The organism is Streptomyces albicerus, from assembly GCF_008905045.1.
GTDB classification, from domain to species: domain Bacteria; phylum Actinomycetota; class Actinomycetes; order Streptomycetales; family Streptomycetaceae; genus Streptomyces; species Streptomyces albicerus.
This window is the reverse complement of the sequence record NZ_VWMY01000001.1, coordinates 319387-338206: the sequence shown is the minus strand read 5'-3', so window position 1 is coordinate 338206 and position 18820 is coordinate 319387. Positions and strand designations below refer to the sequence as shown.

Genomic DNA, 18820 nt, shown 5'->3' with positions numbered 1-18820 from the left:
CCCGTCCCATCCTTCTGGGGCTCCGCCCCAGACCCCGTCTCGGGGGCCAGCCCCCGAACCCCCGCTCCTCAAACGCCGGAGAGGCTGATTTTCAGCGGGGGCGAGAAAATAGCCGTACCGGCACCCGGGTTCAACCCATCCTGAGTTGCCCGGAGTTCAAGGCGGCAGCCCGGGAGCGGAGGATCGCCGGGGCCGTCGAGTGGGGGAGCAGGTCCTGGGGGTCGGGTGGCAGGACCACCTGGACCTCGGCGTCTTCGGAGAAACGATACGGCCGGTGGGCCAGAACGGCCCCGAGGTAGCGGCGTACACGCGACATCTCGGCCCGTACGGTCACCGTGCGGGCCGGGTCACCGAACATGTCGTCGGCCAGACCGGCGGCACTGCGGCCGGTGCGATGCAGGGCCAGGAGGTAGAGCAACTCGGCATGGCGCGGGCTCAGTTCGTGGGTCCAGGCGCCCATGCCACCCGCCACGGCCACCGACCAGCGACGCGGCTGCCCGAGGTCCAGCACGATCCGGGTGACCCCGCGCGGCGCGCTCTCGTCGTCCGAGGCCCGCACCAGCCAGCCACCGGGCAGCGGTTCCACCGAGCACACACCGAGCGCGGGCAGCCAGATCCGCTCCGTGCCGATCGTCCTGGGCAGCGCGACCCGGTCCACGTACGGCATGCCGGTGAGCGCGGCGGTCCAGCCGTCCTTGTCCACGGCGAGCGCACGGCCGTCGACCCGGGCGAGGATCGGCGCGGCCACCGACCGCAGCCGGTCCAGCGCGGCCACATGCCGCTCCCGCAGCCCCGCCTCCGCGAGCTTGGCCACCGAGTCCACCCACGCAAGCGTCGCCGGGTGCATCGTCTCCCACGGCCCGCTGATGTCCACGACGCCGATCAGCCGGCCGTCGCGCGGATCGGTGATCGGGGCGCCCGTGCAGGTCCAGGTGGCATGGGTGCGTACGAAGTGCTCGGCGGCGAAGACCTGGACGGGGCGGCGGACGACCGCGGGCGTACCGACGCCGTTCGTACCGACGACGTTCTCGCCCCAGTCCGCGCCGACCTCGAGGCCGAACCCGTCCGCCTTGCGCAGCACGGACCTGCTGCCCTCGCGCCACAGCAGCCGGCCCTCCGCGTCCGCCACGACCATGATGTGCTGGGCGGCGTCCGCGACCGACAACAGCCCCTCGCGCAGCACCGGCAGGACGTGCCGCAGCGGCGAGTCGCGTCGCCGCCGCTCGATCTCGTCGGGGGCGAGCAGTCCGGCGCGGAAGTCGTGGTCGGGGTCGACGCCGTTGCGCAGCATGCGCTCCCAGGACTCCCCGATGACCGGCCGGGGATCGAGGCGGGCGCGCTGCCCGGCCAGCGTGGCGTTGCGGACCTCGTCGAGTACCCGCGCCGCCTGCGCCGCGTCCACGGCGGCGAGCCGCGTCACGTCCACCGGCGAGCGTGTCACTGGGGCCTCCCGCGTACTGACTGCACGTCTCATAGTGTCGTCCGTCCGTCGCGGAGGGCGACACTCCGGAAACGAAACGGAGATTTCACACAGGGTGCGGGCCGGTTGCAACCTCCTGCAACCCTGGCGAACTCCCTTGGTGTGTCCAAAACTTGGCGCAACGACCGGGGGTGGTGCCGTGTCGGCGCAGCACCACCCCCGTGCCGTACCACCGCTTACGGGACGGGCCACCGCTTACGGGACGGGCCGCGCCCGCTCCACCACCGAGCCCAGGTCCAGGCTGTGCGGCAGGGTCCCGAACGCCGATCCCCAGTCCCCGCCCAGGCGTGACGCGCAGAACGCGTCGGCGACCTCCGACGGCGCGAACCGGACCAGCAGCGAGCCCTGGAGCACCACCGCGATCCGCTCGACGAGACGCCGGGCGCGCCCCTCGATGCCTTCCAGGTCGGCGAGTTCGGTCAGCAGGTTCTTGATCGCGCCGTCCAGGCGGTGGTCGGCGCCGCGGGCCCGGCCGACCTCCTGGAGGTACGCGTTCAGGGCCCCCGGCTCCCGCTGGAGCGCCCGCAGCACGTCGAGGGCCTGGACGTTGCCCGCGCCCTCCCAGATGGAGTTGAGCGGCGACTCGCGCAGCAGCCGCGGCATGCCGGACTCCTCCACGTACCCGTTGCCGCCCAGGCACTCCAGGGCCTCCACCGCGACCGGCGTGCAGCGCTTCGTCACCCAGTACTTCGCGGCGGGCACCGCGAGCCGCAGGAAGGCCCGCTCCTGCTCGCTCCCGTCGTCGTAGGCGGCGGCGAGGCGCAGCGCGAGTGTCGTCGCGGCCTCGGACTCCAGGGCCAGGTCCGCCAGTACGTTCCGCATCAGCGGCTTGTCGACCAGCCTGCCGCCGAAGGCCTCGCGGTACGTGCAGTGGTGCACGGCCTGTGCGACGGCCTGTCGCATGAGGCCCGCCGAGCCGAGCACGCAGTCCAGCCGGGTCGCCGCGACCATCTCGATGATGGTGCGCACCCCGCGCCCCTCGTCCCCGACCCGGCGTGCCCAGGTCCCGTCGAACTCGACCTCGCTGGAGGCGTTCGACCGGTTGCCCAGCTTGTCCTTGAGCCGCTGGATGCGGAACACGTTCCGTGTGCCGTCCGCCAGGACGCGCGGCACCAGGAAGCAGGTGAGTCCGTCCGGAGCCTGCGCCAGCACCAGGAAGCCGTCCGACATCGGCGCCGAGCAGAACCACTTGTGGCCCGTCAGCTCGTACGTCCCGTCCTCGGCGAGCGGCCGTGCGGATGTCGTATTGGCGCGTACGTCGCTGCCGCCCTGCTTCTCCGTCATGCCCATCCCGAACAGCGCGCCGGCCTTCCCGTCGGCGTGCCGCAGGTCCTGGTCGTAGATCGTGGACGTGAGCCTGGGCTCCCACTCGGCGGCGAGCGCCGGGTCCGTCCGCAGTGCGGGCACCGCCGCGTGGGTCATCGACAGGGGGCAGCCGTTGCCCGCCTCGACCTGCGTCCAGAGCAGGAAACCGGCCGCGCGCCGCACATGCCCGCCGGGCCGCGCCCACGCCGCCGTCAGGCCCGCCGAGACGCCCTTGCCGAGGAGGCGGTGCCAGGACGGGTGGAACTCGACCTCGTCGATGCGGTTGCCGTAGCGGTCGTGGGTGCGCAGCTTCGGCGGGTTCTCGTTGGCGAGCCTGCCCCACTCCTGGACCTGCGCCGATCCGGACGTCCGCCCGAGGGCCGACAGCTCGGCGTGCGCCTCGTCGAGCAGCTGGGGGTCGAGGTGCCGGTCGACCGCCTCCGCAAGGGCGCGGTCGGCGTTGAACAGGTCATATTCGACCAGCGGCGGAGCCTGGTTGGTCACGGTGTGGGTGCTGGCTGCCATGTCTGGGAACCTACCCTCGGTACGGCGGTCGTCACCAAACGCCCGCCGCACCGGCCCGGGTATCCGGACTCCGCCGTACCGGTCAGGCCGGGCGCGACAGGGCAGCCAGCTCGCCGGAGCCGCCGAGCGTGTCCTCGCCGTGGACGTCCGCCGGCCAGCCCTGGCGGTGGACCGTGTCGAGGTAGCGCTCGCCGAGGTCCGGGGCGATCGCCACCGCCGTGAGGTCCCGCCGTCCGTGCCGGGCCAGCCAGGTGGACGCGCCATGGACCACCGTGCCGGTGGAGCCGCCGAACAGAAAGCCCCGGGCGGCCAGCCGGCGGCAGGCGCGGATGGTGTCCGACTCCGCCACGTGCACCACGTCGTCCACGTACGAAGTGTCGAGCAGCGCCGGCGGCACGCTGGTGCCCAGGCCGGGGATCATCCGGCGGCCCGCAGGCCCGCCGAAGGTCACCGAGCCGACGCTGTCCACCGCGACGATGTGCACCCGGCGCCGCCACTGCCAGAACCAGCGCGCGCAGCCCATCAGGGTGCCGGTGGTGCCGGCCCCGACGAACAGCACGTCCAGGTGCGGGAAGCGGCGGGCGATGGCCGGAGCCGTGGTGCGGTAGTGCGCCCGCCAGTTGCCCTGGTTGGTGTACTGGTTCAGCCACACGTACCGGTCGTCGGCGGCGCACAGCGCGCGCACATACGCGATCCGGGCCCCCAGGAAGCCGCCGTGCAGATCGGGCCGGTCGATCACGTGGACCACGCTGCCCAGAGCCTCCATGAGCCGGATCGTCGGCAGGTTGCAGCGGGAGTCGGTCACGCACAGAAAGCGGTAGCCGCGGCTGGCGGCGATCACGCTCAGTGCCACGCCGAGGTTCCCGGACGACGACTCGACCAGGACCGAGCCGGGCCGCAGGACGCCGTCGTGCTCGGCGGCGTCCACCATCTCGGTGGCGGCCTTCAGCTTGACCGAGCCGGCGAAGTTGAATCCCTCGCACTTCAGGAAGAGCGGGAGCTCCAGCGCCGCCCGCAGGTCGACGTAGAGCTCGTCCTCGTTGAACTCCGAGGGATCGGAAATGATGGGCATGTTGTCCCCCTCCTTCATGTGGCACGGCGCCCGAGCGGGTCAGCCGTGCCGGCGCAGCTCGTGGAAGAAGCCGTCGACGACGTGCAGCCCGCCCCGCCGGGCCACCTCCTCGTGGACGAATCGGCCGACCGCGAGGTCGAGCACCCCCAGGCCGAAGGGCGAGAACACCACCGGCCGGTCCGCCGGTACGGTCACCCGCCCGGACAGCACGTCCTCCAGCGTGCCGTCGATGAAGTCCCGGCCACCGGTGAGCTGTTCGGCCAGGTGCGGTGAGGTCTCCGCCTTCAGACAGTGCTCGACGTCGTCCACGAAGTTGGCCGAGGCGAGCAGGATCTCGGGAGCGAGGTCGCGCAGCGACACATGCAGCACCAGCGGGGCGTGGGCGAACCACGCCGGGTCGTGGATGTGCGGCTTGGCGGCGACGGTGGCGAAGACCACCAGGTCACTGGAGCGGATCAGCGACTCGGCACTGTCGTGCACGGTGATCCGGCCCTTGGCGCCCGACCGCTCCAGATAGCCGCGGAAGCCGGCCGCGCTGTCGGCGGACAGGTCGTGCACCCCGGTCTCCTCGAACGACCAGCCGGTGGCGGCCAGATGGGTGTGGATGTAACGGGCGATCAGACCCGTCCCGATGAACCCGACGCGGGCCGGGCGCGGTCGGCCGCGGCTGAGCCGGTCGGCCGCCAGCGCCGCCGAGGCCGCCGTCCGGGTGGCGCTGATGATCGAGCTCTCCAGACACGCGAACGGGTAGCCCGTGTCGTGGTCGTTGAGGATCAGCACGGCCGACGCCCTCGGCAGCCCGGCCGCCGTGTTCTCCGGGAAGCTGGAGATCCACTTCAGGCCGTCCACCCGCACCGGCCCGCCGATCGAGGCGGGCAGCGCGATGATCCGGGACGACGGGCGGTCCGGGAAGCGCAGGAAGTACGACGGCGGATTCACCGAGTCGCCCGAGCCGTGCAGCCGGTACACGGTCTCCACGAGGTCCACGATCTCGGACTCCCGCCCGTCCAGGGCCTGTTGGACCTCGGCGCCGGAGATGACGGAGAACGGGGGAGGGGTGAGCGCCCCGGCGGCCGGGCCGGCCGGCCCGGCCGCGGTCGTGCGGCCCTCGTCCTCCGTGGTCGCGTGGTCCTCACCTGTGGTGGTCATGCGGTCCTCACTTCGATCGTCGGTGCGCAGTCGGTCAGCCGGACCGGGTCGCCGAGCGCGGCGAGCACCTCGCGCGGGCCGTCGAAGGGCTCCCTGCTGTGCGCGGTGCGGATGTTGTCGACGAGCAGCAGGTCGCCGGAGTGCCACGGCTCGCGCACGGTGTGGGCCTCGTACACCTCGTTGATCAGCCGTACGACGTCCTCGCCGATCGGATCGCCGTTGCCGTAGCGGGTGTTGAAGGGGAGCCCGTCGGAGCCGTAGACGTCCACCAGGTACTCGCGCACCTCGGGGTCCATCGTCCACTCGTTGAGGAACGCGATCTGGTTGAACCAGCAGCGCTGCCCGGTCACCGGATGGCGGACCACGGCGCTGCGGCGCTGCCGGGTGCGCAGGGAGCCGTCCGGCTGGTAGGTGTACTCGATCGCGTGGGTGCGGCAGTAGCGCTCGACGGCGGCGCGGTCCTCGGTGCCGAAGGCCTCGGCGATCGTCGCGCCGATCTCGTCGTTGTACGTCCGGGTGAGCAGCCAGCCCTCCCGCTCGAACCGTTCGGTGAGACCCGCGGGCAGCGCGTCGAGCACGGCCGGCGCGTCGGCGACCGCGGTGGCCCCGCCCTCGGCGGGCGCGTCGAGACAGGCGAACAGCATCAGAGAGGGGAACTCCAGCGCGTAACTCAGCTCGTGGTGCATGCACATCTGCTGGTTCGGCGGCCACTTGGACGAGGAGTACACGCCGTCCGCGTACGTCCGCCGGGGCGCGAAGGACTCCCGGTCGGGCATCAGGCGATCGCCCGTGACGCGGCGGAAGACGGCCCCGGTCGTGACCGGGTCGCGCAGTCCCAGTCCGCGGACCAGGACGCAGCCGTGCTCGGCGACGACGGCCCGCAGCGCGTCGCGGTGTTCGGCTGCCCAGCCCGCCGTGTTGCCCGCGGCGTCGGCGCGCAGGATCGGAGGGCTGCCTGGGCGCAGTTCGACGTCCGGTAGCAGCGTCGGAGATGAGGACGACATCGTGTGCTTCCTTTCGGTCTTGCGGTGTCCGGTCGTGCGGGGGTGCGGGTGTTGTGTGCCTGGTCGTGGTTCAGGAGTGGGCAGGGGGTTCCAGCAGACCTGCCAGGTCCGCGAGGATCGGGTGGCGGGTGACGTCCTTGAGGGTGATCGCCCGGTCCAGGGCGATCGCCAGCTTCACCGCCGCGAGCGAGGTGCCGCCGCGGTCGAAGAAGTGGTCCCGGCGGCCGATCCGGTCCGGGGGAATGCCGAGCACCTCGGCCCAGGCCGCCGCCAGGCGACGCTCGTTCGGCGTGCCGGGCGCGCGCGAGCCGTCCTCGACGGGGTCGGACTCCTCGGCGAGAGCGGTCAGCGTCTTGCGGTCGGTCTTGCCGTTGGCGGTCAGCGGCAGGCTGCTCTGCCAGTGGACGGCCGACGGAACCATGTACGCGGGCAGCGACGCGGCCAGCCGCTCCCGCACGGCCCCGGAATCGAGCGGGTCGGAGCCGAGCGGCTCGGCCCCGGCGCAGAACGCCACCAGCCGCGTGCCCCGTACGACCACCACGGCGCCGTCCCTGACGCCGGGCACCCGCAGCAGCGCGTTCTCGATCTCGCCGATCTCGATGCGGAAGCCGCGGATCTTCACCTGGCTGTCCCGGCGGCCGAGGAACTCCAGCTTGCCGTCGGGCAGCCAGCGGCCGTGGTCGCCGCTGCGGTAGAGCCGTTCGCCCGGGCGGTACGGATCGGTGGTGAACGCCGCCCTGGTCCGCTCGGGGTCGTTGACGTACCCGCGGCCGACGCAGACTCCGGAGAAGACGATCTCGCCGGGCGCGCCGAGCGGTACGGGCCTCAGGTGCTCGTCGACCACGTACACGCGTACGTTGCCGACCGGCCGCCCGAGCGGCACCCGTTCGTGGTCCGGCGCCCGGTCCATGACCTCGTGGTTGGTGTCGTCGGAGGTCTCGGTCAGCCCGTACGCGTTGACCAGCCGGATACCGGGCTCGGCCGCGAACCAGCGCTGTACGAGCTCCTTCTTGACCGCCTCCCCGGTGACCGACACGCAGCGCAGGTCCGGCAGTTCGCGCGGGCGCTGCTCCAACTCGGCCAGCACGGCCTCGAGATACGACGGGACCACCTGGAGCACGTTGACCGGGCCGCGCACGAGCGTGTCCACGAACGCCGGGACGTCGAGGACGACTTCCTGTTCGACCAGCAGCGTCCGGCCGCCGACCAGCGGCGCCGAGACCAGCTGCCACAGGGAGATGTCGAAGCACTGGGGCGCGGTCTGGGCGACCACCTGCCCCGCGCCGATCCCCAGGTCGTCGATCTTGGCGTGGACGTGGTTGAGGAAGCCCGCGTGCTCGCACATCGCGCCCTTGGGCTCGCCGGTGGACCCGGAGGTGAAGTAGATGTAGGCGAGTTGGTCCGCCGCGACGGGGATGCCGAGGTCGCTGTCGGGGTGGTTCTCCGCGTAGGCCGTCTCGACGTGGAGCGTGTGGGCGTGCGTGGCCGCCTCGTCCAGGGTGGTGGTGCTGCCGTGTTCCGTGACGACGAGTTCGCAGCCGGCGCGCGTCAGCGTGGCCGCGATGCGTTCGGCGGGGAAGTGCGGCTCGATGGGCAGATACACGCCGCCCGCCTTGAGGACGGCGAGGACGGCCGCCATCCAGTCCAGATCACGTTCCATGACCACGGCGACGACACCCTCGCGGCGCAGGCCGCGGGCCAGCAGCGCCCGGCCGAGTTGATTCGCACGGGAGTTGAGCTCCCGGTAGGTCCACTGCTCGTCGCCGCGCATGGCCGCGACGGCGTCCGGATGCGCCAGCACCCGCTCCTCGAACAGCTCGTGGACCCGGCGGTCCGGCAGCTCGCGCCGCGGTCCGGCCAACCCGTCGAGCTGGAAGCGGAGTTCGCCGTCCGAGAGTAGCCTCTGCTGGCCGTGCTCGGCGTCCGGGTCGGCGGCGAGCAGGGTGAGCGCGGTGAGGTGGTAGCCGGCGATACGGGACGCGGCGTCGGCGTCGAGGACGTCGGTGCGGTGGCGCAGCCGGAGCGTACGGTCGTCGACCGACACGTGCAGCACGGTGTCCTCGGGAACATCGCCGCCGTGCGGATCGAGGACCGTCTCGAACGCGGCCGGTCCGTCCCCCGGCTCGTGCACCGCCAGGTTCGCCTGCCGCAGCAGGTCCCGCCACGAGCCGGCAGTGACGGTCAGCCGGCAGAGCAGCGGCCGTTCGCCCTTCGCCGCGACATACCCGGTCGTGATCTCGCGCTCGCCGGAGAGTGCGGCGAGGACCTTGGCATGGGCGGCCAGGAGCGCGGCGGGCTCCCTCGACAGGCCGTCGGGCAGCGGCACTTCGTACTCGGCCGTGCCCGGCACGGGATCGAGCGTCCACTTCGGGATCGTGTCCATGGTCTTTCTTCCCCCCTGTTGTCCTTCTTCGTGTGTGCCGCGGAGCCGTCAGGCGTTCCGCAGGGCGACCGCCGGGTTTCCGCCCCAGGTCGCCCGTGTCGGGACGTCCTCGCCCTTCATCAGGAAGGAGTCGGCGGCGAGTACGGCGCCGTCGCCCATCGACACGCCGTAGTGGACGAGTGCGCCGACGCCGAGCGTGCAGCCCGCGCCGATCGTGATGTGGTCGGACTTGAAGGTGCCGTCCTCCTGCGAGTGCGACTGCACCTTGCTGTGTGCGCCGAGCGTGCTGTCGCTCCCGATGGCGGTGAGCGTCCGCTCCGTGATGTAGGCGCCGTCGTCGAAGACCCGGCGGCCGATGCGGACCCCGAGCAGCCGCCAGAGCAGGTTCTTGAACGGGGTGCCGTTGTAGATGCCGACGTGCGTGTCGGGGATCTTCCACAGCCGCTCCTGCCGCCAGAAGAGCGGGTCGTAGATGGAGCACAGCTGCGGCTCCAGCGGACGGAACCGGCAGATCAGGCGCTCCACCAGCACGTAGTAGCCGGTGGTGAACGCGAGGCCGGCCATCAGGGACGCACCGATCAGCAGCCCGCCGACGGTGCCGTGTGCCCCGTACAGGTCGACGGCGGCGAAGCCGAGCACCGTGAGCGCGAACCAGTCCAGCCACCGTACGAACAGGAACAGGCCCATGCTGCGGAGGTTGTACCGGTTCTTCGCGGCGAGGCGGCGGAGCAGCTCGTCGCCCTCGCGAAGGTGGTCGAACCGGGTGTCGCGCTCCACGGTCCGGGGGATCTCGAAGCTGGGCGAGCCGAGCAGGCCGACCCCCTCGCGGACCTCGCCGTCGAGCGGGACCATCACCTTCGTCGCGAGCAGGCAGTTGTCGCCCGTGCGGCCCCCGGCGGGATAGGCGATGTTGTTCCCGAGGAAGTTGCGCGGCCCGATCGATGTGCGCGAGACGCGGAAGGACGTACCGGAGAAGTCGGCGTTGATGATCGACAGTCCGTCGGCGACCATCGTGCCGCTGCCGACGGAGGCCAGATACGGCGTCTCGTGCTGCACCTCGGTCCCGAAGTTCGAGCCGGTCTGCTCGACGTGGGAGAGGTCGTATCCGATGGCCCGCAGGTAGTGGACGATGTACGAGCTGTCCCCGCACAGCCACTTGAAGAACTTGACGTTGGTGAAGCGCGCGACGGCACGCTGCACCGAGTAGTGGAAGCCGTAGAGCGGATAGACCCGGTCCGGTTCGATCACCAGGTTGAGCAGCCGCGGCAGCACGGACACCGCGGCGAAGCCGACCACGATGAAGCCCAGGAAGAGGGCGAGGGACAGGCCCAGCGCCTCGGCGTAGAACCGCCCGGACGTGATGTGCTGGGTGTCCCGGTCGAGCAGCACGTCCAGCGAGGGCACCAGCGTGAGCAGCATGTACGTACCCCCGACGAGGAGCGGCAGGTACACCAGGAGCGTCTGCAGCAGGGTGGCCAGGCCGTAGCCCACCCGGCGCGCGGTGCCGCACTCCGCCGGGGCGATGCGTACGTAGTCGACGTCCGTGCGCTGGGCGGGGGAGCCGTGCCACCGCTGCCCGGCCGGCACCGCGGCGCCGCGGTGCAGCGCGGAGGAGTGACCGAGCTGGGATCCGTCGCCCATGGTGGTGCCGATGTCGAGGACGGTCTTCTCGCCGATGTACACGTCACGGCCCAGGGTGACCGGGCCGGTGCGGATCCGCCCCGCGTGCGCCTGGTAGCAGAGGAAGTACGAGTCCTTGCGGATCACCGTTCCGGCGCCGACGGTGAACAGGTCGGTGCAGACCGGGACGGAGGGGGAGAGGATCGTGACGCCCTTGCCGATGTGCGCGCCGAGCGCCCGCAGGTAGAGCACGTAGAGCGGGTTGCCGGCGAACAGGACCATCGGGTTGGCGTGCAGCAGTGCCTTGACGGTCCAGAAGCGCAGATAGGCGAGGCTCCAGACGGGGAACTCGGTCTCCTTCCACCGGCCGACGAGCACCCACTTGGCCACGATCGGCACGGTGCACACGCCGACGAAGACGGCACCTCCGAAGACCGCCGACCGCAGATAGACGTCCGCCACACCCTCTCCGGCGGCGACCCACTCGTACCCCCGCACGGTGACGATTCCGGAGAGGAGGCAGTACGCCGCGAAGATCAGGAACTGGAGTGTTCCGCACAGGACATAGCGTGCGGTGCTGCCCTGCGCGGGGGCCTCGGCCGGCTCGGGCGGCGGCGCGGGTGACTGGTCCGGGACCTCGGCGAGCGCCGCCGCGAGACCGCGGATCGTCGGGTGGCCGTAGACGTCCCTCATCGACACGGGTGGCAGGTCGGGCCGCTTCCTGACCCGGGCGCAGAAGTGCGCCATCACCAGGGAGTTGGCGCCGAGGTCGTCGAAGAAGTGGCTGTCGACGGGGACCGTGTCGGCCTTCACGACCCCGGCGAGCACTTCGGCGAGCACGCGTTCGATGCCGTTCACCGGGTCGCGGGTCGCCGGGGAGCGGGCCGGAGCGGCTGTCGTGACCTCGCCGGGTTTTACCACCACTTGATCTCCTAGATGGTCATTACTGGTACTTGTGGACTGTTCGGAGCGGTTTGCGCTTCGGATGGGAATACGTTGAAATCGCCCCGGCCGTTTCACGGCGCAGCGAAATAGCGACACGCGACACGCGATGCGTGTGTAACCTGAGTGATTCCGGTGTGCCGGAAGAAAGGCCTGTGCCGGAAGGAAGAATGGTGCTCACAGAAGTGAAATTACATGCGAGAAGAGGTCGATCGTGAAGTGCTTGAAGTGACCGCGTGAAAGGGCGCAGTGGAGCACGGCATGATCCGCGTGGTTCCCACGCGGATCACGGGCAAAGCGGCTGCGTAGGGCCCTGGTCAAGGCCCTTCTGAGTCCCCCGTGTCGTGGTGCCACTGAGCCGTCCCCACGTGCCCAGCAGAATGCAATCCGAATTGTTTCGGTGTGCTCATGAACGGGTCAAGGGCGTTTCGTTCTATGGCGCTTTCTCGCTGCTTGACGCCTCATGGATTACGTCACTGAATCGTCTCGTCCGTCCGTGTCACCGGGGAACTCACCGTATGGGCGGTGTATGTATGGTTGCCCGTTCCACTTCTGGAGGGCCCCTGATTCGGCCACCGAGGTCATGACAAGGAAAAGGGTTCGATTTCCCTTTACGATTTCTGCCGAGTTGCTGCCGCTTTTCCACCGGATGACGGAACCAAAGGCGGAAAGAGGGGGGAGTGCACGGCCCACGGGCGCGGTGCGCACCGGCCGACGCACCGGGGGATGAGTGCAGCCTCCCGCGGCGGATACCTTTAGGGCGTGCAGCCAGCAAGTGAACCCCCTCAGAGGACGTCCGGCCGTCTCCATCGGGCGCGTGCCCTCTACCGGAACGTCTCCAAGCGCAGGACCGCTTGGCTGCTGATCAAGGACACCGTCAACTCGTGCATCGAGTACCGCATCCTGGGCCTCGCGGCGGAGGCGGCGTTCTTCACGCTGCTGTCCGTGCCGCCGCTGCTCCTGAGCATGCTCGGCCTGCTGGGCTACGTCGACGACTGGACCGGCGCCGACACCATCGCCAGCGTGGAGGCCAACATCCTGGAGGCGTCCCGCACGATCCTGACCGACAAGGGCGTCACACAGATCGCCGAGCCGGTCCTCCACGACGTGATGGAGGGCGGTCGCCCCGACGTCATCTCCCTGGGCTTCCTGTTCGCCCTGTGGTCGGGCTCGCGCGCGGTGAACGTCTTCATCGACACGATCACCGTGATGTACGGCCTCGACGGGGTGCGCGGCATCGTCAAGACCCGGCTGGTGGCCTTCGCGCTCTTCCTCGCGGCGCTGCTGATCGGCTCCGTCGCGCTGCCGCTGATGGTCGCGGGCCCCGACGCGGTGGTGAACATCGTGCCGTGGTCGACGACCGTCGTGCAGGTGCTGTACTGGCCCGTCGTCATCGTGCTGTCCATCGCCTTCCTCACGACGCTCTACCACGTGTCCGTGCCGGTGCGCTCGCCGTGGATCGAGGACGTGCCCGGCGCCCTGGTCGCGCTCGGGATGTGGGTGCTCGGCAGCTTCCTGCTGCGCATCTACCTGACGAACACGGTCGAGGGCCCCACGATCTACGGCTCCCTGGCCGCGCCCGTCGCCGTGCTGCTGTGGATCGGGGTGTCGGCCTTCGCGGTCCTGGTGGGCGCCGCCGTCAACGCGGCCATCGACCGGGTCTGGCCGGCCGCCGCCACCGCGGCCGCGCGCGCCGTCAACGAACGACTGCGCGCGGAGCAGGCCGCCGACCTCGTGGCCCGCGCGGCGGCGGCCCGAGCCGCCGCGGAACCCGACGACCCGGACGACCCGGACATGCCCTCCGAGTTCCCGGAGCGCTGGTCCCGCTTCCTGCCTCCCGAGGACGTGACCTCCCGGCTGCGGACGCACGCCAAGAGCACGCCCAAGAACGGCGACGAGCCGCCCCCGCCGCAGTGACCGCGACGGGGGCTCAGGGTTGGGCCGACAGGTCTCAGACCTTCCACACACCCGCCGCCGTGTGCTCCCGCGCGAAGTCCGTGAAGTCGCGCGGCGCACGGCCCAGGACCTGCCGGACGTCGTCGGTCGCCTTGCCGTCGGTGCCGTCGAGCAGCCCCTCGAAGACCTCCTCCGTGAACGCGACCTCCTCGGGCGAAAGCCCGAACCCGGCCAGGATGGCGCCGTACTCCTTCACCGACACCGGCACGTAGCGGATCTCCCGGCCCGCTGCGGCGGAGATCTCCGCCATGGCCTCGCGGAAGGACAGCAGCCGCGCCCCCGTGATCTCCAGGGTCCGCCCCGCGTACGAGGAGTCGGCCAGCGCCTTCACGACCACGTCCGCGATGTCGCGCGTGTCGATGAACGGCTGCGGCGCCTCACCCGCCGGGAACACGAACTCGCCGCTCTGTACGCCCGCCAGCAGCAGGCCCTCGCTGAAGTTCTGCATGAACCAGGTCGCCCGTACGATCGTCCACTGCGCGCCCGACTCGCGCAGCGCCCGCTCGGCCGGTTCCGCCTGCCGCTCACCGATCGCCGACAGCAGCACCAGACGGCGTACGCCGAGCTCCTGCGCCCGCCGAGCGAACGCGGCGATGCTCTGGTCCGCGCCCGGCGCGCCCACGTCCGGCGTGTACGCCAGATACGCCGCGTCCGCGCCCCGCAACGCCTCGTCCCACGTCGAGGAGTCGTACCAGTCGAAGCGCACCTCACCACCGCGCGAAGCGGCCCGTACGCCGAACCCGGCGGCCTTCGCCGCATCCGCCACCTGACGCCCCGTCTTGCCCGAGGCCCCCGTCACCAACACCGTCTCGTTCCGTGTGTTCTCCGTCATGAGTCCAGTCAACGGCCGCACGAGGAAAGGGAACATCGCTGAACCTCTCGTTCCCATAAGAGCCCGTCTACGCTGGGTTCATGGACGCACTCGCAGGCCTTCTGGAGGGTCCACGCGCGCGTGGCGCCTTCATGATCCGGGCGTGTTTCGAGCCACCCTGGTCCATCCGCATCGAGGACCGCGCCCCGCTCACCGTCATGCTCATGGTCCGCGGCGAGTCCTGGATCATGCCCGACTCCGGGGAGCCGGTGCTGCTGCGGGCAGGCGACCTCGCCATCGCGCGCGGCCCCGACCCGTACACCTGCGCCGACGACCCCTCGACCGCGCCGATCGCGGTGATCCTGCCGAACCAGGAGTGCACGTACCCGGACGGGCGCTCGATGCGGGGAACCATGGACCTCGGCGTCCGCACCTGGGGCGAGCGGCTCGACGGCTCCATGGTGATGCTGATCGGGACGTACCCGATGCAGGGCGAGGTCAGCGGGCGGCTCCTTGACGCCCTGCCGCCGCTGGTGACCCTGACCTCCGACGTGTGGCAGTGCCCGCTGACCCCGCTGCTCAGCGAGGAGATCGTGCGCGACGAGCCCGGCCAGGAGGTCGTCCTCGACCGGCTGCTCGACCTGCTGGTCATCGCCTCGCTGCGGGCCTGGTTCTCCCGCCCGGAGGCCGCGGCACCCGCCTGGTACCGGGCACTCGCGGATCCCGTGGTGGGCCGCGTACTGCGGCTCCTCCAGGACGATCCGGCCCACCCCTGGACGGTCGCCTCCCTCGCCGCGAAGGCCGGCGTCTCGCGGGCCGCGCTCGCCCGCCGCTTCAGTGAACTCGTGGGCGAGCCCCCGATGACGTACCTGACGGGCTGGCGTCTCGCCCTCGCCGCGGACCGGCTGCGCGACACCGGGGACACCCTCGAGGCGATCGCCCGCCAGGTCGGGTACGGCAGCGCGTTCGCGCTGTCCAGCGCCTTCAAGCGGGTCTACGGGGTCAGCCCGCAGGAGCATCGGACGAGGGCGGCGTAGCCTTTTGGCTGTGGCCGAGTTGTACGTGGACCTGTCGCCGACGCCGTATCGGGAGCGGGCGTCGCGGCTCGCGGGTGCGGTCGTGTGGACCCGTACCGCTGTGCCGGGTGACGTCGCTCCGGTGCTGCCCGACGGGTGTATGGACCTGCTCTGGACGGAGGGGCGGCTCTTCGTCGCGGGGCCCGACACGCGTGCCTACGTGAGCGACGAGGCCGGGGGCACGCGGTTCGCGGGGATTCGGTTCTTCCCCGGGACCGCGCCCTCCTATCTCGGTGTACCGGCTCATGAACTGCGTGATCAGCGGGTCGATCTCGCGGATGTGTGGAACGCGGGGGCCGTCCGGCGGCTGACCGAGCGGGTCGACGCGGCGGGCGACCCCGCCGGTGCGCTCGAGGCTTTGGCCGTCGAGCGGGCGGCTGATGTCGAGCCGCCCGATCCGTGGCTACGGGGTGCTGTGGCGGGGTTGTCCGCGGGGCGGTCCGTTGCCTCGATCGCGGATGCGGTGGGGTGGAGTGAACGGCAGTTGCATCGGCGGGCGTTGGCAGCGTTCGGGTACGGGCCGAAGATGCTGGCCCGGGTGCTGCGGTTGCAGCGGGCCTTGCGGCTGGCTCGGGATGGGGTGGCTCTGGTGGATACGGCCGCGCTTGCGGGGTATGCCGACCAGGCCCATCTGGCGCGTGAGGTACGGGGGTTGGCGGGGGCGCCGTTGGGGGAACTGCTTCGCCGTTGAGCTCACGGGGCGCTGTTGCTGAGATGTGCGAACAGGTCCACCCCGTTGCCGTCCGGGTCTCGTACCACCGCGTACCGCATGCCCCATTCGGCGTTCCACGGCTTGAGTTCGCTCTGGTAGCCGGCGGCGATCAGGTCCTCGTACGTGGCGTCGACGTCTGCGGGGCTGTCGCACAGGAAGGCCAGGCCGACCCTCCCTCCGCCCGTCGGCGGCTGCCAGTCGGGGTGGAACGAGCGGATCGTGGCCTCCGTGTCGAGTGCGAAGCGCAGGCCGCCCGGCAGGTCCGCCTCGACGTGGGGCTCCTTCTCGGAGCCCTCGGGGAAGCCGAGACCCAGGCGGCGGTAGAAGGCGAGTGAGGCGGCCATGTCGGAGACGACGAGGCCGATAACGTCGAATCGTGGAGTCATGGAACCAAGGTAGGCAGGCGGCGGACGGCCGGTCTTGAACGAATCGGACGCGGTTCCGACGAGGCTCCTTGCGCAGTCCTCCACCCGGCGGTACACGGGGAGAAAGGTTCGTATGCGGGCAAAAGCGGGCGGATCTATTCCGCGGCCGCCGGGTGGAGAGGAACGGAATGTCCCACGTGACCACCGCGCTGCACGACTACCCGAAGAACCCGGTCACCCTGGAAGCGGTGTACGACCCCGGCCCGTCGCGCTGGCTGTGGCTGGTCAAATGGCTGCTGGCGATCCCGCACTACGTCATCCTCGCCTTTCTCTGGGTCGCCTTCCTGGTCGTGACCGTGATCGCCTTCTTCGCGATCCTGATCACCGGCGGCTATCCGCGTGCCCTGTTCGGCTTCAACGTCGGGGTACTGCGCTGGAGTTGGCGGGTGGCGTACTACGCGTACGGGTCGCTCGGCACGGATCGCTATCCGCCCTTCACGCTGGCGGACGTGCCCGACTACCCGGCTCATCTGGAGGTCGCTCGCGCCGAGGAGTTCTCCCGCGGCCTCTTTCTCGTCAAGTGGTGGCTTCTGGTGCTGCCGCAGCTTCTCGTGGTCCTCTTCCTCACGGGAGGCGCCCGCTTCACGGGCGGTCTCGCGGGCCTGCTGGCCTTCTACGCGGGCGTCTCGCTGCTGTTCACCGGCCGCTATCCGCGAGGCATGTACGACCTGAACGTGGGGCTGCACCGCTGGGCGATCCGCGTCCTCGCGTACGGGGCGCTCCTGACGGACGTCTACCCGCCGTACCGCCTGGACCAGGGGCCGAGCGAACCCTGAGCCGGGTACCCGAGCACCTGATTATCGGAGGGGCATGGGCACACCCTTGCGGCAGGATGAGCCTCATGATCCGTGCCGCGCGCGTCCTGCCGCTTCTGTTGCTGCCTCTGCTGCTCGTCTCCTGCGGTACGGAGGAGGCGGGGGCCGGGGCCGACTCGGGGACGGGCAGCGCGGCTGACCCCGCCGAACTCGACGCCCGTGCACGGGCCTTGGGAGTCGCGCCGGAGCATGTGTACGTCACCGAGGCTCCCGGGTTCACCGTTGCCCAGCAGTCGGTGGGGGTGTACGGGGGCGATGGTTTCTCCGCCGCGTACGTGTCCCAGGAGGGTGGCGCTCAGCTCGGGCTCTTCGTGGACCGGGGGACGCTCACCGGGGAGAGCTGCGCGAAGAAGCCGGTGGGTGAGGTGTCGGGGGAGAAGGTCACCTGTGAGCGCGATGGGGACGCCTGGTACCGGAAGGCCGGTGACCAGCACGAGTACGCGATACCCCGCGACGGCCACGTCGTTCGGCTCAGCGCTGACGCCAACCACGTGGACCGTGCCGTCCTGCGCGAGGCCGCCGAGGCGGTGCACCGGCCGGACGCCAACGAACTGACCGCCCTCATGCCCCCGGCGCCCGAGGGTGCCGCCACCGAGCCGGTAGAGCGCGGGGACCTGCCGCCGGTGGGCGACGGGGCGCCCAACAACGAGGTGGGGACGACGGGTTGAGCCGCCTGCTCATTTAACGGAGCCACCGCGCGGGCTCGCCGGTCGAACCGCCCTGCTGATCCGAAAATTTCGGGCTTCCCGCACACGCCAGGGATCGCCCCGCCCGGGAAATAGAGTCGGATCCCATGGCAGCGCAGCACCTCGGACCGCGTGTCCTCGAACCCCGTGTCCTCGTCTACACCCGCACCACGGCCTACCGCCACGAGTCGATCCCGGACGGCATCGCGGCCGTGCGCTCGCTCGGGGCCGCGCACGGCTTCACCGTCTACGCGACGGAAGACCCCGCGATCTTCGACGCTCCCCTCGGTCCATACGCCGCCGTCGTCTTCCTCTCCACCAGCGGGGACGTCCTGACGCCCGCGGGCCGGGAGCACCTCGCCGCGTACGTCGAGGCGGGCGGCGGCTTCGTCGGAGTGCACGCGGCGGCCTGCACCGAGTACGACTGGCCGTACTACGGCGAACTGCTCGGGGCCCGCTTCGCACGGCACCCCGACCACCAGCTGGGCAAGGCCCTGGTGGAGGACCGCGATCACCCGGCCACCCGCCATCTGCCCGCCGTCTGGGACTTCACGGACGAGTGGTACGACTTCCGCACGAACCCGCGCGGCGCGGCGCGCGTACTGGCCTCCGCCGACGAGACCTCGTACAACGGAGGCGAAATGGGCAACGACCACCCCCTCGTGTGGTGCCGCGAACAGGGGGCGGGCAGGGTCTTCTACACCGCACTGGGCCACGCCCCGGAGGCATACGAGGACCCGGACTTCCGCCAGCACTTGCTCGGCGGAATCACCTGGGCGGCCGCCTTCTGACCGTGCCCCTTCGGACGCGCCCCGTCAGACGCGCCCGTAAGGGGCGCGGGGAACTGCGCGACCAGCCC

The 18820-nt window shown here is 70.9% G+C and carries 15 protein-coding genes; 6 read left to right on the top strand and 9 right to left on the bottom strand.

Annotated features, from left to right (window positions below):
• Nucleotides 1-130: 130 nt before the first annotated feature.
• The 7 genes from GAS53_RS01545 to GAS53_RS01515 form a co-directional block, all read right to left on the bottom strand.
• Entirely contained in the window at nt 131-1474 is a 1344-nt protein-coding gene (locus GAS53_RS01545) for a GAF domain-containing protein (RefSeq protein ID WP_151475519.1), read from the bottom strand.
• Nucleotides 1475-1675: 201 nt separating this feature from the next.
• A complete protein-coding gene (locus GAS53_RS01540) occupies nt 1676-3310 on the bottom strand; it encodes an acyl-CoA dehydrogenase family protein (protein ID WP_151475518.1) in 1635 nt (544 codons plus the stop codon).
• Nucleotides 3311-3392: 82 nt separating this feature from the next.
• Nucleotides 3393-4382 (bottom strand): 2,3-diaminopropionate biosynthesis protein SbnA, encoded by a 990-nt coding sequence (gene sbnA / locus GAS53_RS01535; protein WP_151475517.1) that lies wholly within the window; start codon nt 4380-4382, stop codon nt 3393-3395.
• Between the two features lie 39 nt (nt 4383-4421).
• Nucleotides 4422-5531: a 2,3-diaminopropionate biosynthesis protein SbnB gene (gene sbnB, locus GAS53_RS01530; RefSeq protein WP_151475516.1), complete on the bottom strand. Its 1110-nt coding sequence runs from the start codon at nt 5529-5531 to the stop codon at nt 4422-4424.
• Nucleotides 5528-6535, bottom strand: a complete 1008-nt coding sequence (locus GAS53_RS01525) for a TauD/TfdA family dioxygenase (RefSeq protein WP_151475515.1) — start codon at nt 6533-6535, stop codon at nt 5528-5530. The genes sbnB and GAS53_RS01525 overlap by 4 nt, the downstream gene beginning before the upstream one ends.
• A 70-nt stretch (nt 6536-6605) precedes the next feature.
• Complete coding sequence (locus GAS53_RS01520; protein WP_151475514.1) at nt 6606-8918, bottom strand: non-ribosomal peptide synthetase; 2313 nt, start codon at nt 8916-8918, stop codon at nt 6606-6608.
• Between the two features lie 48 nt (nt 8919-8966).
• Nucleotides 8967-11462, bottom strand: coding sequence for a Pls/PosA family non-ribosomal peptide synthetase (locus tag GAS53_RS01515; protein ID WP_404829161.1), 2496 nt, complete (start codon nt 11460-11462; stop codon nt 8967-8969).
• Nucleotides 11463-12242: 780 nt separating this feature from the next.
• Here GAS53_RS01515 and GAS53_RS01510 point away from each other — a divergent pair.
• A complete protein-coding gene (locus tag GAS53_RS01510) occupies nt 12243-13397 on the top strand; it encodes a YihY/virulence factor BrkB family protein (protein WP_151475513.1) in 1155 nt (384 codons plus the stop codon).
• A gap of 34 nt (nt 13398-13431) precedes the next feature.
• Here the strand turns inward: GAS53_RS01510 and GAS53_RS01505 are convergent, their stop codons facing one another.
• Nucleotides 13432-14268 carry an NmrA family NAD(P)-binding protein gene (locus GAS53_RS01505; protein ID WP_151475512.1) on the bottom strand — a complete coding sequence of 279 codons (837 nt, stop codon included), beginning with the start codon at nt 14266-14268 and terminating at the stop codon, nt 13432-13434.
• Between the two features lie 80 nt (nt 14269-14348).
• Between GAS53_RS01505 and GAS53_RS01500 the strand changes: the two genes are divergently transcribed.
• Nucleotides 14349-15284: an AraC family transcriptional regulator gene (locus GAS53_RS01500; RefSeq protein ID WP_151475511.1), complete on the top strand. Its 936-nt coding sequence runs from the start codon at nt 14349-14351 to the stop codon at nt 15282-15284.
• Nucleotides 15285-15294: 10 nt separating this feature from the next.
• Complete coding sequence (locus tag GAS53_RS01495; RefSeq protein WP_225858650.1) at nt 15295-16014, top strand: DUF6597 domain-containing transcriptional factor; 720 nt, start codon at nt 15295-15297, stop codon at nt 16012-16014.
• Nucleotides 16015-16016: 2 nt separating this feature from the next.
• Here the strand turns inward: GAS53_RS01495 and GAS53_RS01490 are convergent, their stop codons facing one another.
• Nucleotides 16017-16421: a VOC family protein gene (locus tag GAS53_RS01490; RefSeq protein WP_151475510.1), complete on the bottom strand. Its 405-nt coding sequence runs from the start codon at nt 16419-16421 to the stop codon at nt 16017-16019.
• Between the two features lie 167 nt (nt 16422-16588).
• On the opposite strand from GAS53_RS01490, the gene GAS53_RS01485 reads away from it, so the two are divergent.
• The 3 genes from GAS53_RS01485 to GAS53_RS01475 all read left to right on the top strand — a co-directional run bounded on the left by GAS53_RS01485 (nt 16589) and on the right by GAS53_RS01475 (nt 18752).
• The gene (locus GAS53_RS01485) at nt 16589-17236 is read left to right on the top strand and encodes a DUF4389 domain-containing protein (protein ID WP_151475509.1); all 648 of its coding nucleotides are present in this window, start codon (nt 16589-16591) and stop codon (nt 17234-17236) included.
• Between the two features lie 65 nt (nt 17237-17301).
• Nucleotides 17302-17943, top strand: a complete 642-nt coding sequence (locus GAS53_RS01480) for a hypothetical protein (protein ID WP_151475508.1) — start codon at nt 17302-17304, stop codon at nt 17941-17943.
• A 125-nt stretch (nt 17944-18068) separates the two neighbouring features.
• Nucleotides 18069-18752 carry a ThuA domain-containing protein gene (locus tag GAS53_RS01475; RefSeq protein ID WP_151475507.1) on the top strand — a complete coding sequence of 228 codons (684 nt, stop codon included), beginning with the start codon at nt 18069-18071 and terminating at the stop codon, nt 18750-18752.
• Nucleotides 18753-18820: the final 68 nt, after the last annotated feature.